The following is a 16,593-nucleotide window of genomic DNA, read 5'->3' as shown; positions in this document are numbered from 1 at the left end:
TTCTAAAACTATTTTAATATTTATATTTGATTAAAGTTTTTGTTATAATTTTAATCAAAGTGAATGTATCATAATTTATAAAAAGCTCCTTTAGGTTATAATTTTTCATTATAGCCACAAAGGAACTTTTTCATTTTATAAATATTGTATATTCTTTATAGCACTTACTCCCAACCCTTGGCTATCTGGCAAACTTATTTTTCTTTCATTAAATATAGCTCCTCCAACAACAGGATCTTCACTACATAATACAGGACCATCTAAATCAATTTTTGTAATAATGCTTTTAGCACAAGCTAAATGTACCGCTGCATTAACACTAACTTTAGCTTCTAGCATACATCCTATCATACATTCCACATCATATATTTCTGCAAGTGAGCAAATCTTTAACGCATTATATATTCCTCCTGTTTTCATTAGTTTTATATTTATAAAATCTGCCGCTCTATTTTGCAATACTTTTAGTGCATCTTGCGGTGAAAATATACTCTCATCTGCTAATACAGGTATGGATACATTATCCGTTACAAATTTTAACCCTTCTATGTCATTTGCAGCCACCGGTTGCTCCACAAATTCAATATCAAGTCCTGCATCCTCCATTTTTCTCAACAATTTTACAGCCTCTTTGGGTTTCCATCCCTGATTTGCATCTATTCTTAATTTTACATCATATCCCACAGCATCTCTAATAGATTTCATTCTTATCATATCTTTAGTAGCATCTTTTCCAACTTTTATTTTTAATACATCATATCCTCTATTAATTGCATCTATACTATCTCTAGCCATTTCATCTGGATCATTTACACTAATTGTTATATCAGTTATTATTTCATTTCTATATCCACCTAATAATTTATACAATGGTGCACCATATAATTGACCATATAAATCATATAATGCTATATCTACTGCTGCTTTTGCACTATTATTTTTGACTACACATCTGTTAAGTTTAATCATTATTTCTTCAAAGTTTTCAATGTCCATTCCTACTAATGACTTTTTTATATGATCCTTAATAGCTCCAACTATAGCTCCTGTTGTATCTCCAGTTATAACACCGGTTGGAGCTGCTTCTCCATATCCTACATGTCCTGTGTCTGTTTTTACTTCAACTATAATATCCTCCACTCTGCTGACAGTTCTTAAAGCTGTTTTAAATGGAGTTCTTAACGGAACTGAAATTTTTCCTATTTTTATATCTGTAATTTTCATTTTTACCCCCTATTATTAAAAAATATTATATATAAATATATAAAAACCCAGTAAAAGTATCTTGATCTTAAATAATCATTTACTTTTACTGGGTTTTATTCACTCCAAATTAGTTGTATGCTAATTTACATTAAATAAAGCAGCATTAGTTAAAATATTTTTCTTTTATTTCATTATATTTCTTCAAAGCATCCTTATATGCAACTATAATAGCTCTTTGTGATGATCCATGATATCTTTTCTTTATGTTTTTTTCCAAAATTATGTTATAGATGTCCATTTTTTCACCTATAAATAAACTTTGTATAAATTCTTCTGTTGTTCTAATTGTTGATGAGCAACTTAAATCAATTATTTTATCATTTTCTGTATCCACTACAAATCCAATATAAAATGACTTATAAATATCTGTTATCGCATTTTCTGAATTAGTTTTAGAGTTTCCAACTATATATACTGTATTTTCTTTATACACACAATCACCTCTAATGTGATTGTAGCTCATTGTATTTTATTTGTTAATATAAACATTTATAATATAGATAAAACTCTACCTACCATAAGTCCTCCGCCAGTACCAATTATATATCCCATCAATGCCATCAATACTCCTATAGGAACTAATGCCTCACTATAGGCTGCTGCTAATATAGGTGCTGACGCTACGCCTCCTATATTTGCAAGACTAGCTACTCCACATGTAAATAAATCTAATTTTAAAAATTTAGCTACAATAGTTAATACCAAGAAATGAATACCTAATATACAGAAACCTGAAATTATATATATAGGTGCTTGAGTAAGCTCTGTGAAATTTGCCCTTGATGCTATAAGTCCTACTATTGTATAAAGCATTATATTAGAAATTTGTGATGCTCCTGGTACTTTTGAAATAGGAGTCATTGCACATACTATTCCACATACTGTAGCTATTATTACAGTCCATGTACTTCCTGATAAAAATTCACCTTGAGGACAGAGAGTACCTAAATATTGTGATAGAGCAGCAACAAGTAAACTTAATCCTAATAATCCTATTAAATCTGCAAACTCTATTTCTTTTCTCATTTGGTTGCTATCTGATTTTAATTTTTCTCCTATTTCGTCTATTAGTTTAGTATCTGCTTTAGTCCATTTATTAAATTTCGGAGCAAACGAAACTAACCACAGTAAAAACATTACCCATATGGAATAATTTATTGAGTCCATTAGTAATGTATACCCTAATTTTGAATCAGAAACATTAAGTGCCCCTTGGATTGCTACCATATTTCCTGTTCCACCCATCCAACTTCCAGCTAGAGCAGCAAAGGATTTCCATGTATCAGTTTCATAATATCCTTTAAATATAGCATAAGTTATTATAAAACCTATAGCGATGCTTATTGATGCCGCAAAAAATCCTATAAGCATTTTAGGACCTAACTTTAATATTTTTCTAATATCACATCTTAGCAACATCAAAAATATCATTGCAGGTAGTAAATTATCTTTTACTCCTTGATACACCATTGTTATTTCATCTGTTTTTTGCCAAACTCCTAATGTAGAAAGTAACATGGCTGTGAAATACAACATTACAATTGCTGGAATATAATTAAAAATTTTCCACTGAGTCTTTTTTTCTAAATATACTAATATACTTGCGAAAAAAATTATAAATGCTAAATACGAAAATCCTGTTGTAATCATATATAATACCCCCTAAATATATTTCTATATAATTAATTACTTAATTCATAAATAGCAGCCGCCATTATTTGGATATTTTCTTGTACTGATTTAATTATGTCATCTTTTATTATTAAAACTTTTCATCTAATTTCATTTTATCACCACCTTTTAATTTTAAATAACAAAAAAAGTCCATTAAATGATTTTTCATTTACTGGACTGTGTTTACGATTAATGCTTTAGGCATCTAAATAAACATAGAAGTAATTTCTATTTTTATTTAGTTATATATTTTTATTATAGTTTAATAATTTAAAATAATCAATTATTATTTAATTTTAAATTATTATAAAAAATACATTTGTTGTTAATTAAACTTTTCTAACATTGATAGCAGAAGGCCCTCTGTCTGCCTTGGCAATATCGAATGTAACACTTTCTCCTTCATGCAAATCTTTATTATTTCCTTCTTCTTTTACATTTGAGAAATGTACAAAAACATCTTCTCCTTCTTCACTGCTAATAAAACCATATCCTTTTTCCACATTAAACCACTTAACTGTACCTGAATAATTTGCCATTACATAAGTCTCCTTTTATAAATAATTACCTCTTTATATTATTTCAATTAAAGATTTCTTTAATACTAAATTTTCATTATATTTTCTAATTATATATATTTATTTAAAAAGTAAAATTTCATATGGTATAATTTAAATAATTGTTTATTTAATTTGAAAGGAAATATTAATAAATATGAAAAGTAAAGAAGTAGAGTTCAAAGGCAATAAGGTATTTTTAATTACCGTAGTAGTATTAGGATGTCTTATCATGGCTTTTGTGGATGGAGTTATTTCTCCAAGTTATATGACAAAATCAATTTGTAAGTTACTTATTTTTTTGTTACTTCCATATATATATTATTCTAAAAACCCTTGTCCAATAAATTTGAAAAGTTTATTTAAAATAAACAAAGATAATATTATAAAGTCACTTGCTTTGGGTATAGCTGTATATATTTTAATATTATTTGCATACTTTACCATAGGCAACCTATTCAATTTTTCTAGTGTCACAAAGTCTTTAGAAAATAATATAGGCGTAAATAGCAGTAACTTTATATTTGTAGCATTATACATATCTTTTATAAATTCATTATTAGAAGAGGTTTTTTTTAGAGGGTTTGCATTTATAACATTGAAAAATATTTCAAGCAAAAAATTTGCTTATATTTTTAGTTCTATTTCCTTCTCTATTTATCACGTTGCAATGATGTCTACTTGGTTTGATATATTGTTATTGTTATTACTAATTTTATCACTTTTTGTTGCAGGAATATTTTTTAACTATTTAGATGATAAAAATAACAATATTTACAATTCATGGTTTGTACATATGTTCGCTAATTTTGCTATCAATACTATTGGATTTATTCTATTTGGAATAATATGATTTTCCATAAAAAAATGATAAATATCAGGTATTAGACTGATTTTTATCATTTTTTAAACTTATTATTTTACCCTTATAAGCTATTTTCATCTAAAATATTTCTCTTATTTTTTCTAAATCATCACCAAATTTTTGCTTCATTTCATTTGATAATGTATTAGCACTCTTGTAGAAGTAAACATCATGTCTAACATATTCTCCAGCCAACATAACCATCGGCTTACTTTCTGTCCAAATAACTTCAGCAATAGATTTACTAATAATTTGTCCAAAAACAACTTCTTTAGAGTCAGAGACAAGTGTAATCCATCTGCCACCCATTTCTTTCTTTTTTTCTTCGCCCATTCCATGAAAATATAAATTTTTTAGTTCTGGTATATCTATATCTTTAGGGGCTCCAAATATAACCACTGCAATATTATTGCTTTTCTTTTGAAATTCAACTATTTCCGCTAAAATATTATTTAAATCTTCATACCATATTTGAATAAGAATTTCTTTAGTACTATTTTTTATTATATTTCTGCACTTTTCAAAAATATTGTCATAGTTTTTTATATGCCATATATTATCCATATTTGTTCTTAAAGGAAAAATACTAAAACTTTCTTCCAATTGTCCTAAGTTATTTGACATTTCCATTTTTATTTTATTTGATACTTCACTCATAGGAACTGCTACGTATTTATTATTGCTTTCATATTGAGTATATAATGCAAATCCCTTATCTATTAAGGATTGCAGTGTATTATATATTTTTGATCTAGGAACGTTAGCTATTTTGCTAGCCTCATAGCCTGTTAGGCTTCCATTTTGCGATAATGTTAAATACACCTTTGCTTCAGCATCTGTAAGCCCTATTTTATTTAATAAGTTTAATTCATTATCCATTGTTAATCCCTTCTATATTAATATTTTAAAAATTTCACTTTTATGCTTTTGATAGTTCGTATTTTAACATAAACATATTCAATTGTAAATCTTAACCATATCACCATATGAACAGTCTATATTCATTAAAAAGTGCAAAGGAAAAACCTTTGCACTTCATACTTACTATTATAATATTACCAAGGTTGCATTGCTCCACCTTCTTCTGCAGGTCTACAGTTTTTAGCAAATATATTTAAGCATCCCTTGGTTTCTTTAAGTGGTGGTTGTACCCATTTGTCTAGTCTATCTTTTATTACTTCATCTTCAACTAACAAAGAGACTTCTCCATTTGGTATGTCTATAACTATTTTATCGCCATTTTCTACAACAGCTATAACACCACCATCATAAGCTTCCGGTGAAACGTGACCTATAATAGCTCCAAAGTTAAATCCAGAAAATCTAGCATCAGATATTAAACCAACACTCTTATGTAATCCAAGTCCTATTAATGCATCTATACTTAACATTAATTCCTTCATACCAGGCGCACCTTTACATCCTTCATATCTTATTACTATTATATCTCCAGGTACTATTTGTCCTGACATTATTGCATCAAATGCATCTCTATCCGTTTCATAAACCTTAGCTTTACCCTTCATATACTTAACTTCTTCAGGTACAGCTGTTGGTCTTACTATAGCTCCTTTAGGGGATAAGTTTCCTTTTAATATTTTTAATCCAGGTTCAGTAAATAAAGGTTTTTCTAATGAATGAATTACTTCATTTTCACTTGCTGTTATAGCTTGTAAATATTCACCCCATGTTTTTCCTGTTATCATTGGAGCATCTAAGAATAATTTACTTTCCAACATTTTCATAACATTTGGTACCCCACCTGCATAGTGGAAGTCTACAACTGTATATGGACCGCTTGGTATAACCGCATTTATACAAGGTATTTCATTTGCATATTTTTCAAAATCTTCTATGGTAATTCCAATACCTAATTCATATGACATTGCTAAAATATGAAGCACTGCATTTGTAGAACCTGCAACTGCCATATCAAACATTATAGAGTTCAAAAGAACTTCTTTTGTTATTAAATCTGATGGTTTTCTTCCTGATTTAGTTAATTCTACTGCATATTTTCCTGCAATACGAGCTTCTCTCATTCTTGTTGAGTCTGATGCTGGAACTGTAGATGTACCTGGTAAAACCAAGTTAAATATTTCTCCAAGCATTTGCATTGTGTTTGCTGTTCCCATTGATGGACAAGCTCCGCATGTTGGGCATACACAACCCTCCATATAATCTAATTCATCATCTCCTGCTCCAGAAAATCTTGCTGCATCTAAATCAGCTTCCACAACTGTATTTCCTTTATATTGTCCAGCTTGCATTGAGCCTCCAGTTACAACAAGAGAAGGAATGTCAACTCTAGCAGCTGCTAAATAACAACCTGCTATTATATTATCACATGATGCAACCATAACTAAACCATCAAAATTATGTACCTTTGTGACAAATTCAACAGACATGGCAACTATATCTCTTCCTACTTGCTCATATTTTAATTCTTCTGCACCATTTGCAATATTACCACAAGTGGCAGGTATTCCAAATTCTACAGGAACACCACCAGCTGCCCATATACCTTGTTTTACCATTTCAGTCACTTGTCTTAAATGTGCAGTTCCAGGAGAGCCCTCCATAAATGAATTTGCTACGCCTATGTGTGGCTTATTTTTTATATCCTCATCTGAATAACCTGCTGCTTTCATCATAACTCTTCTATGTGCAGCATCTTTACCATTCCAGTAACTTTTACTCATTTTGCCCCTCCTAGAAATTTGGTCTTTCGTATAATTCTTCATCTTTGATTTTATCCATAACTTCAGATTGCCAATTTTCTTTTTCTATTTCTTCAACAGAAACAGAAATAAACTTTTCTTCCATTTCTAGTTCTTTAATCATAAATTCTTTAGTATGTTTAGCTAATTTTGATTTTACTTCTTCACTTCTACCTGGATACATTTTAATATTGATGTGTGGCATATTCCATTCCCCCCATTTTTATAGTTTAATTTTTTATTACTCCCAATTAGTTCCTACTTCTGCTTCTACAGCTTTTAAATATATGGCTCTTGCTGTCATCAAATCTAAGACACCTATGCCAACGTTTTCATAAACAATAATTTCCTCATCATTTTCACGTCCAACAACTTTACCAAGTAACACATCTCCTATATCACCTGTAAAATCGTCTTTTGTTATTATCCCTTGTTCTAAAGGTATTAATATATCTCCTGCTTCTGATAAAACTGCTTCTTCTGAATCAAAGTATATTTTTGAAGCTCTTGGCAATATGGCAGGATCCATCTCTTGCATATGATGTTGATATGCTCCTACACAACTCACTGTTGCACCCTTTTTAACTTTTGTGCCATCAAATACAGGTTTAGTTGAAGGTGTTACTGTAACTATTATATCTGCATTTTCTATGGCATTATCTGAAGATGTAGCTTCTACTATTTTAGTATTATAACATTTAAGTTCTTCTTGCATTTCACTTACAAATGCCTGTCTTCTCTTTTCATCTAAGTCAAATATTCTAACTTCATCTAATTCTCTAGCAACCATCATAGCTTCTAATTGAGTAGCTGCTTGACCACCAGTTCCTATTAACGCACCTATTTTAGCATTTTTTATTGCAAACAAATCAAACGCCGCACCTGAAGATGCACCTGTACGTAATTGCGTAACATATGTTCCATCTAATATGGAAGTAACTATTCCAGTTTTTCCATCTATTAACAATACCTGTGCTGGAGCTGTAGGTAAATTTTCCTTAACATTTTCAGGGAATATATTAACTACTTTTAATCCTGCTGCATCTAACTCTTCAACATAAGATGGCATAAATAAAAACACTCCATTGTGATTTGGTGCTTGTATAGTAGTTCTTAAAGGCACCTCACTTTTACCTTCTGAAAATAATTTAAAACATTCCTTGTTTGTTTCTATGGCATCTTTCATAGTAAACACTTTCTTTATGTCTTTTCTTGATAATAATAGCATCTCATACCTCCACTTTTTTGTTTTTGTAACTCCTTTTAGTAGCTCCCTTTAGTAACTATTGTATTTAGCTGTTATTATTTTGTCAACATAATTAGTAAACTTTTCTATTTTATTTTAATTTTTATTGTTTTACTCCATTTTTATTGACATATGAATTCAAAAAAGATATCATGATGTTATGTAGTTACCAAAGGTTACTACTATACCTAATTTATAACTCCCTAAACTACTTTTAGGAGGATAAATCTATGGTTTTATTTCTATGTGTAGCCATTGTAGTCTAGTGTGGTTTATTCATATTCTGTTTAATTAAGGATTGTATAAATCATAAAGAAGATTTTAAAAAGGACATTTTGTTATTTATGGAATAATGGTGGGTGTATTAAACTTTCTTAATACTTTAGGTTTGGGAAGTAATGATGAAAATCAAGTACGAAACTAAGTAATATATTACTTTAAATATAAATTAAAAACTGACTCCTAATTTTTTAGAAGTCAGCTTTTAATTTATATTTATTTATAATTTTTATTTCTAATTTTAATATTTACTTCTAAGCAAGTAGCATAAATATAAAGTGTGCCGACATACCTGCACAAAGACCACCTATTGTATGTGAAAGAATCGCTTTCCCTGTTAAAGGTCTTGCATCTAATGCATCCATCATACCAACATGTGTACTTAAATATCCACTCCAACACATTCCCATTGCTGTAAATACTGCAATATCATTTGGTGTTACTATACCGTCAGTTATAAATTTAGGAACTAAACTCATTGCTGCTCCAACTGCACCTAAAGATGTTATAGGGAATGCTATAGCTTCTGGAGAAGTAAATCCAAATAAAGGTTCTAATATGAAGCTTAATTTATCTCCTAACATAGGAAGTAATCTTATACCTTCATAAGCAACTCCTTTATAAACAGATTGTCCTGTTTCTGGATCAATTGATGGTCCAAATGTTAAAATCATAACTAATGTACATACAATTAACACTCCTGGAATTATTGCCATACCAAGTTCTACACCATTTTTTCCACCTTCAAGCATTGCTTCTAATGATCTTTGGAATACATTTCCTTCTCTAACTTGACGTACTTCTTCTATTTTTTCGCTTTTGTGTAAAGCATCTTTTGTTCCATCATATTTGTAGTATTTTTTTGTAAAGTGAAGCATTATTCTAACACTTATAATACTTCCTACTATTGCACCTAAGTTACCTACAAGTGCTGGTAGAACAAATTCACTTCCTTGTGAAATCATAAACGTTGTAACTATAAGACCCATTCCAAATGCTGTACCTATATTACATAATGCAGGTATTTGATAATCTTTAAAGTATTTTGTGAAAGACTTATCTTTTGCGAAAGCAATTATAGCTGGGTTGTCAGATAAGTAAGTAGTAATAGCTCCTGCTATACTAGCTCCTGGCAAACCATATAAAGGTTTCATAAACATTGCAAACATCTTATTTAATAAAGATATAACTCCAAATTCAGATAAAAGTGCACTTAAAGCTCCTGCTAGTACTGCCATAGACATGATTAGGAATACAGTATTTAAAAGCAAATCATGAGCAGTGGCCATAATTACTTTAAACATAGTTCCTGCACCCATGACACTACCTACATATCCAAATCCTCCTATTAGTATAGCTAAGAATACAAAGGTTTCTAGGCTTACATTTTTTTTCTTTCGATTTAATTCATTTTTCGATACAACTTCCATTTAGATGTTTCCCCCTCTAAAATTTATAAAAATTTAACATTTAACGTAAGTATACCGAAAATTTGTTGAATTTGCAAATATATTAAAATATGTTTGAATTAAAAATAAATTTTAATTTTTCAAAATATTTACATTACAAGAATTAAATTTTATCCAATATTCAATTATCTCTATATTTAGATCTAATATATTATATTTTTCTATAAATAAATCTAGTTTATATAATACTTTAAGTTCATAAGTCAAATATTGTCATTTTCATAATATTGCATATATTGACATATATTTTTTATATAATTCATATATTTTTTTTCTAAAAAAAACATTTTTTTTATAAAAAAAAGAACAAACTATTATATTATAATTCGTTCTTTTTATTAAAAACTATCTTTCAACAGCATACATTTCTTTTAATTGTTTTTGTATATCTTTATTTTCTAAATACTCTTCTAAAGTAGTTTTTCTATCCATTATTCCACTAGGAGTAATTTCTATTATTCTATTAGCAAGAGTTTGTATCATCTCGTGGTCATGAGAACTAAAAAGCATAACTCCAGAGAATTTTTCTAAACCTTTATTTACAGAAGTTATAGACTCTAAGTCTAAATGGTTAGTTGGATCGTCTAATACTAATACATTTGAGTTTGAAAGCATTAATTTCGATAACATACATCTAACTTTCTCTCCTCCTGATAAAACGTGAGCTTGTTTTAAAGCTTCTTCACCACTAAATAACATTCTACCTAAGAATCCTCTTATGAAAGATTCTGATTTTTCTTCTGAGAATTGTCTTAACCAGTCAACTAGTGAATATTCACATCCTTCGAAGAAGTTATTGTGGTTCTTTGGAAGATAAGATTGAGAAGTAGTTACACCCCATTTGAATGTGCCAGCATCTGCAGTTTCTTCTCCCATTAATATATTGAATAAAGTTGTTATAGCTATTTCATCTCCCATGAAAGCAACTTTGTCTTCTTTATCAAGTCTGAAAGATACATTATCAAGAACTTTTACACCATCTACAATTTTAGTTAATCCTTCAACTTCTAAAACTTCGTTTCCTATTTCTCTCTCAGGAGTAAATCCAACATAAGGATATCTTCTTCTTGATGGTTGTATATCTTCAATTTGTAATTTGTCTAATTGTTTTTTTCTTGAAGTAGCTTGTTTTGCTTTAGAAGCATTTGAACTAAATCTTGCAATGAACTCTTTTAATTGAGCTACTTTTTCTTCAGTCTTTTTATTTTGGTCTTTTTGCAATTGTAATGCTAATTGACTTGATTCATACCAGAAGTCGTAGTTACCTACATACATTTGTATTTTACCAAAGTCAACGTCAACTATATTTGTACATATTTGGTTTAAGAAGTGTCTATCATGTGATACAACTATAACGATAGAATCTTCTAAGTCCATTATGAAATTGTTTAACCAGTTTATTGATTGGAAGTCTAAGTGGTTAGTAGGCTCATCTAGTAATAATATTTCTGGTTTACCAAATAAAGCTTTAGAAAGTAATACCTTAACTTTTTCTCCACCTTCTAATTCTTTTAATTGCTTGTAATGTAAGTCTTTGTCTATTCCAAGACCCATTAATATTTTTTCTGCATTTGTTTCTGCATCCCATCCATCAAGTTCAGCAAACTCTCCTTCAAGTTCTGCAGCTTTTATACCATCTTCTTCTGAGAAATCTTCTTTCATATATAAAGCATCTTTCTCTTTCATTATTTGATATAATCTTTCATGTCCCATTATAACAACATCTAAAACTGTTTCTTCATCGTATCTGAAGTGATCCTGCCTTAAAACAGACATTCTTTCTTTTTCTGTTATGCTTATAGATCCTGTGTTTGGCTCTATATCACCAGATAATATTTTAAGGAAAGTAGTTTTTCCTGCACCATTAGCTCCTATTATCCCGTAGCAATTTCCTTTAGTAAATTTTAAGTTAACATCTTTATATAATTCTTTATCACCGAATCTAAGTCCAATATTAGTAACTTGTAACATATATATCAATCCTTTCTCTTATAGTCATTTATAAAACACAACATTCTAATCTTATAATAAATAATCACTTTAGTCAATAAGTCTATAACTAGAATATATAATATTTTTTTATAAAACAACTATACTAATTTAAATCCCATATAATTTTATTAAAATATAAAAATTGCAAACAAATTTATTTGCTTGCAATCTTATTAATACTACTTAAAATTTCAATATTATTTACTTATTAAACATATTTTAACTTTGTCATTGTTATGCTTAGTAGCATTATATGAAAACATAATATCATAAGTATTTCCTAATATCTCATTTATCTTCATATTAACGTTATTTATAAATATTAATTCATTTTCTATTAAATTTTGAGGCATTTCATAAAATACTAAAGCTTTCTTTTTCACTTCTTGGCCTTCAGTAGTATATGTTTCTTCTGTAAGTAATTTAGCTATTTCATCAACAGTTGCATCTTTTTCAAATTCTTCTATAGAGTAAGATATAGCTGCATCTTTATCAAAAATTTCTTTTAAATCAGTGTAATCTATAGCTAAAAATAAATTTTCATCAACAGCTTCTACTACTATGTTCATTAAATCTTGCACTTTTTCACTATTGTATTTATTTATTTTTATTTCTTTATCTAGACCCATTTCATCTTTATTTTCTTTTAGTGAGCTGTCCAAACCTATACAAATTACTCTTCTCTCATTTGCCATAAAAGAAATAGCTTTTACTATATCTTTTACCTTTGCTTCTTCACTGTTATAAGATATAAATAAAATTTCTATTCCATCTAATAAAGCTCTAACATATTCTTTATCCACATCTTGGTTTAAATTTATTTCTTCAAAACTAAAGTTTTTTTCTAATTTATTTTCAAATGAATTCAGAGTTTTTATCCCCTCAATACCTACTCCTATAAACTTAGAATATTTCTCCTCCATATGTTGCCTCCTTGCAAAATTAATTATTTTAAATTTTTTATTCTATTGCCATATTTATTATTAACCATTTTAAAAACTGGTAAACCTACTATAGTTATAACTACAAATTCTCCAAATCCAACTTGAAGAAATCCTAGAACAAATGGCACTCCAAAGAATTTGTATAATTCCCAACCTATAATTAAAGCATTTATTATTGTTGGCCAAAGAGATGCAATAAATAATGTATATTTATTGTTCCTTGTAAGCTTTGGCGTGTAGTATACTAAAATAGAACTTATTAAAGTTGCCAGCGTACCAAATATTATATCAGGAACTCCAAATGGCCCTACTACATTTGCTAAAAAACAGCCTAGTGTTAAAGCTATTATGTATTCTTTACCAAATAGAGGTAAAAACATTAATATTTCTGAAATTCTAAATTGAATTTGTCCATAACTAATAAATCCAAGTGCTAAAGTTATTACAGCATAAAGCGCTGCTATTAATCCAACTATAGCAATTTGTTTATTTTTATTTGTCATACTTCCCTCCTAAGCATAAGTTATACTTCTTTAATTATTATGCAACATGAACGATTATATTATAAATCCATAAATATCTCAATAAGATAATCACTAAGATTTAATATTTATTTTATTTATTAATCATATACATATATAAGTAATTCTAATTTTTACTCCTTTTTACTATTTAATTTGTATAGTAACAAAAGATTAGTTTTAAGTATGAGGTGATAATATGAAAAAAAAATATAAAACATTGTTTAAAGTTGATATAGAGCCTATAACAAGTATATTGCTTATCTTTTCTACAATTGTTGCTCTTTATATATGCAATAGTCCCTACAAATACTTATATGATAACTTGTTTTATAATACTTACATTATAAATGACTTTAATTTACATAGCTTTGTTAATGACTTTTTAATGTCAATATTTTTTTTATTAGCAGGATTAGAAATAAAAGATGAAATTTTATACGGAAGTTTATCTTCTTTTAAACAAGCCTCTTTTCCTGTAATTGCATCTATAGGCGGTGTAATAATGCCTGCAATAATTTTTACATATTTTAATTTAAATACAAGTTTTATTAATGGAATTTGCATACCCATATCAACTGATATCGCCTTTTCTATGGGTATTTATTTTTTGTTTAATAAGTATTTAAATCCTTCAATAAAAATGTTTTTATTATCTTTAGCTGTAGTAGATGATTTGGTTTCCATAATACTAATAGGCACAGTTTATTCATCAAAAATTAATTTATCTTTTTTTATTTTCTCTCTTTTTTGTTTAATTATAATTTGCATTGCAAATAAAGTTTTTAAAGTTGAAAACATATTTTTCTATCTACTAATAGGACTATTTTTATGGTATTTTATTCACCTTAGTGGAATTCATTCAACTTTAAGCGGAATAATTTTAGCTATAGGAATTCCTACAAAATCATATAAACGAAAACATTCAGTATCTCATTTAACAAGAAGATTTTTTAGTATTTTTAATAATTTTATTATAATACCATTGTTTGCATTTGCTAATACAGGAATAAGTATTGACTCTAGTTTAAACTTGTCAAAATATCCAACTATATTTTTAGGTATATATCTAGGTCTTTTAATAGGTAAACCACTAGGAATAATGCTTTTTACCTATATTAGCAATTTAATAGGGCTATCAAAAAAACCTAAGGAGTTAAACTGGACATCCGTATTTATTGTGTCTCTAATTTCTAGCATTGGTTTTACTATGTCAATATTTGTTTCAGAAGTCGCTTATATTGGCAATGTAGAACTTATAGGTATATCTAAACTTTGCATATTGATAAGTAGCTTAACCTCTATAATACTTTCATCTTTATGTATAAAAACATTTAAAGAATTACATATTATATAATAAAAAATTCGCTCCGCTCATATCGCCAACGAGATGCCTTCGCTACCGCTTCAGGCAACTCCGTTGCTCAAAAGCACATTTTTTACATTTTCTAAATAAATTGATAAAACTTAATTGCAGAGCTGTCAACAGCGCAAATCGAACTATAATTTCCTAAAATGCAAAAAATAGCTATTCACAAATTTAATGTGATAGCTATTTTTATTTTTAGTCTATTTTCTCTTCTTGTGATTTAACATCTTCGTTATTAATAGTAGTAGGATTTAAGTTATTTAATTTATTAATTATATATCCTATTGCCCAAACTACTATTGCATAAAATACATATGGCATTGAAGTACTTACATAGTAACTTATAACGTCTGCTAATTGATCTTTTATAACTATACTACCTGCTGCTACAAGACTAGAAATATATGTATGTGAAGTATATATTGTAAATATAGAATATACTGCTATAAGAGCAGCAACCACATATAATACTATTGGTATAATAGCTTTTTTATTCCCTTTTTTCATTTAGTTGTCTCCTTTTCATTTTTTCTATAATAAAATATTATCAAATCCATATGAATTACATATGAATTAATCATGTACTTTGTATGTATTAATTCTATTATAACAAATAAGATACTTAATCCTCTCCTATTTGTTATATATCTAATTTTTCTATATTTTCTTTCATTATTTCTATTGAATCATCAAGCTTAACTTTTTCTTTCTTCTCCAAAGGAAGCTCAATCACTTCTCTAACTCCAGTTTCATTTACAACACTTGGCACAGCTATAAATACATCTGTATGCCCATATTTATTATCTAAGTATGATGATACTGTTAGTATACTGTTTTCATTTTCTAATATTGCTTGTGTAATTCTAGCTAAAGCCATACCTATTCCATAATAAGTTGAGTTCTTGCAATCTATTATTTTATAAGCTATGTTTCTAACTTCATCTTCTATCAATTCTAAATCTTCAAATTTAACCTTTGCACCCTTCTTTGATGCTACTTGATATATTGGTTGAACTCCCATTAAGGCATAGCTCCATGCCACAAATTGAGAATCTCCATGTTCTCCCATTACATAGGCATGTATAGATTTTGGTGTTACTCCAAGTCTTTCACCTAATCCAAATCTTAGCCTTGCTGTATCAAGAGTAGTTCCTGATCCCATTATTTTTGATTTGTCATATCCTGATGTTTTCCAAACAACATAAGTCATAATATCTACTGGATTTGAAGCAACTATAATTATTCCATCAAAACTAGTTTTCTTGATTTCTTCCACTATTGATTTCATTATTTTAGTATTTTTATGTAATAAATCAAGTCTTGTTTCTCCAGGTACTTGAGTAGCTCCTGCTGTTATACAAATTATATTTGCATCACTACAGTCACTATAATCACCTGAATATATTTTCATTTTTCTAGGTGCATAACTTAATCCATGATTTAAATCCAATGCCTCACCAACAGTTCTATTTTTATCTATATCTATTAAAACCAACTCTTCACATGTTCCTTGGTTTACCATTGAATAGGCATAACTCATACCCACCATTCCTGCACCAACTATAACTACTTTATTCTTTTTCATATTGTCCCTCCTGAAGTCTGTTATATTTCGTAAAATATATTATATATATTAATTTTTATCAACGTCAATACATATTTATTATATATTATTGATTTTTATATTTATT

At 28.4% G+C, this 16,593-nt stretch carries 16 protein-coding genes; 2 read left to right on the top strand and 14 right to left on the bottom strand.

Translation table 11 applies throughout. The features are described 5' to 3' along the window. Window positions 1-135 precede the first annotated feature (135 nt). The 4 genes from JW646_RS17965 to JW646_RS17950 form a co-directional block, all read right to left on the bottom strand. Window positions 136-1,224, bottom strand: coding sequence for a dipeptide epimerase (locus JW646_RS17965; protein ID WP_228415880.1), 1,089 nt, complete (start codon window positions 1,222-1,224; stop codon window positions 136-138). A 145-nt stretch (window positions 1,225-1,369) separates the two neighbouring features. Continuing rightward, complete coding sequence (locus JW646_RS17960; protein ID WP_074916470.1) at window positions 1,370-1,699, bottom strand: DUF3870 domain-containing protein; 330 nt, start codon at window positions 1,697-1,699, stop codon at window positions 1,370-1,372. Window positions 1,700-1,755: 56 nt separating this feature from the next. Beyond that, window positions 1,756-2,916: a DUF819 family protein gene (locus tag JW646_RS17955; protein WP_074916469.1), complete on the bottom strand. Its 1,161-nt coding sequence runs from the start codon at window positions 2,914-2,916 to the stop codon at window positions 1,756-1,758. Window positions 2,917-3,269: 353 nt separating this feature from the next. Then, window positions 3,270-3,479: a cold-shock protein gene (locus JW646_RS17950; RefSeq protein ID WP_074916468.1), complete on the bottom strand. Its 210-nt coding sequence runs from the start codon at window positions 3,477-3,479 to the stop codon at window positions 3,270-3,272. Window positions 3,480-3,654: 175 nt separating this feature from the next. Here JW646_RS17950 and JW646_RS17945 point away from each other — a divergent pair, with 175 nt between their 5' ends. Beyond that, window positions 3,655-4,350 carry a CPBP family intramembrane glutamic endopeptidase gene (locus JW646_RS17945; protein WP_228415879.1) on the top strand — a complete coding sequence of 232 codons (696 nt, stop codon included), beginning with the start codon at window positions 3,655-3,657 and terminating at the stop codon, window positions 4,348-4,350. A gap of 90 nt (window positions 4,351-4,440) precedes the next feature. Here the strand turns inward: JW646_RS17945 and JW646_RS17940 are convergent, their stop codons facing one another. The 8 genes from JW646_RS17940 to JW646_RS17905 all read right to left on the bottom strand — a co-directional run bounded on the left by JW646_RS17940 (window position 4,441) and on the right by JW646_RS17905 (window position 13,515). Then, on the bottom strand, window positions 4,441-5,241 hold the full coding sequence (locus JW646_RS17940) for a TrmB family transcriptional regulator (protein ID WP_074916464.1): 801 nt from the start codon (window positions 5,239-5,241) through the stop codon (window positions 4,441-4,443). Window positions 5,242-5,417: 176 nt separating this feature from the next. After that, window positions 5,418-7,064, bottom strand: a complete 1,647-nt coding sequence (gene ilvD, locus JW646_RS17935; RefSeq protein WP_228415878.1) for a dihydroxy-acid dehydratase — start codon at window positions 7,062-7,064, stop codon at window positions 5,418-5,420. 10 nt (window positions 7,065-7,074) lie between these two features. Continuing rightward, window positions 7,075-7,287 carry a tautomerase family protein gene (locus JW646_RS17930; protein ID WP_074916460.1) on the bottom strand — a complete coding sequence of 71 codons (213 nt, stop codon included), beginning with the start codon at window positions 7,285-7,287 and terminating at the stop codon, window positions 7,075-7,077. A 36-nt stretch (window positions 7,288-7,323) separates the two neighbouring features. Next, entirely contained in the window at window positions 7,324-8,310 is a 987-nt protein-coding gene (locus JW646_RS17925) for an ornithine cyclodeaminase family protein (protein ID WP_228415877.1), read from the bottom strand. A gap of 551 nt (window positions 8,311-8,861) precedes the next feature. Beyond that, window positions 8,862-10,037 carry a CD0519/CD1768 family membrane protein gene (locus JW646_RS17920; protein ID WP_228415876.1) on the bottom strand — a complete coding sequence of 392 codons (1,176 nt, stop codon included), beginning with the start codon at window positions 10,035-10,037 and terminating at the stop codon, window positions 8,862-8,864. A 384-nt stretch (window positions 10,038-10,421) separates the two neighbouring features. Then, window positions 10,422-12,047, bottom strand: a complete 1,626-nt coding sequence (locus JW646_RS17915) for an ABC-F family ATP-binding cassette domain-containing protein (protein ID WP_228415875.1) — start codon at window positions 12,045-12,047, stop codon at window positions 10,422-10,424. 218 nt (window positions 12,048-12,265) lie between these two features. After that, window positions 12,266-12,991 carry a hypothetical protein gene (locus JW646_RS17910; protein ID WP_074916451.1) on the bottom strand — a complete coding sequence of 242 codons (726 nt, stop codon included), beginning with the start codon at window positions 12,989-12,991 and terminating at the stop codon, window positions 12,266-12,268. Window positions 12,992-13,014: 23 nt separating this feature from the next. Beyond that, window positions 13,015-13,515: a QueT transporter family protein gene (locus tag JW646_RS17905; RefSeq protein ID WP_074916449.1), complete on the bottom strand. Its 501-nt coding sequence runs from the start codon at window positions 13,513-13,515 to the stop codon at window positions 13,015-13,017. Window positions 13,516-13,732: 217 nt separating this feature from the next. On the opposite strand from JW646_RS17905, the gene nhaA reads away from it, so the two are divergent. After that, entirely contained in the window at window positions 13,733-14,890 is a 1,158-nt protein-coding gene (gene nhaA / locus JW646_RS17900; RefSeq protein ID WP_228415874.1) for a Na+/H+ antiporter NhaA, read from the top strand. A gap of 207 nt (window positions 14,891-15,097) precedes the next feature. Here the strand turns inward: nhaA and JW646_RS17895 are convergent, their stop codons facing one another. Beyond that, window positions 15,098-15,409, bottom strand: a complete 312-nt coding sequence (locus JW646_RS17895; protein WP_074916446.1) for a hypothetical protein — start codon at window positions 15,407-15,409, stop codon at window positions 15,098-15,100. A gap of 133 nt (window positions 15,410-15,542) precedes the next feature. Continuing rightward, on the bottom strand, window positions 15,543-16,487 hold the full coding sequence (locus tag JW646_RS17890) for an L-lactate dehydrogenase (RefSeq protein ID WP_228415873.1): 945 nt from the start codon (window positions 16,485-16,487) through the stop codon (window positions 15,543-15,545). Window positions 16,488-16,593 lie beyond the last annotated feature (106 nt).

It is taken from the genome of Terrisporobacter hibernicus (assembly GCF_020809405.1).
GTDB lineage: Bacteria > Bacillota > Clostridia > Peptostreptococcales > Peptostreptococcaceae > Terrisporobacter > Terrisporobacter petrolearius.
This window is presented reverse-complemented; position numbering and strand designations above follow the sequence as displayed.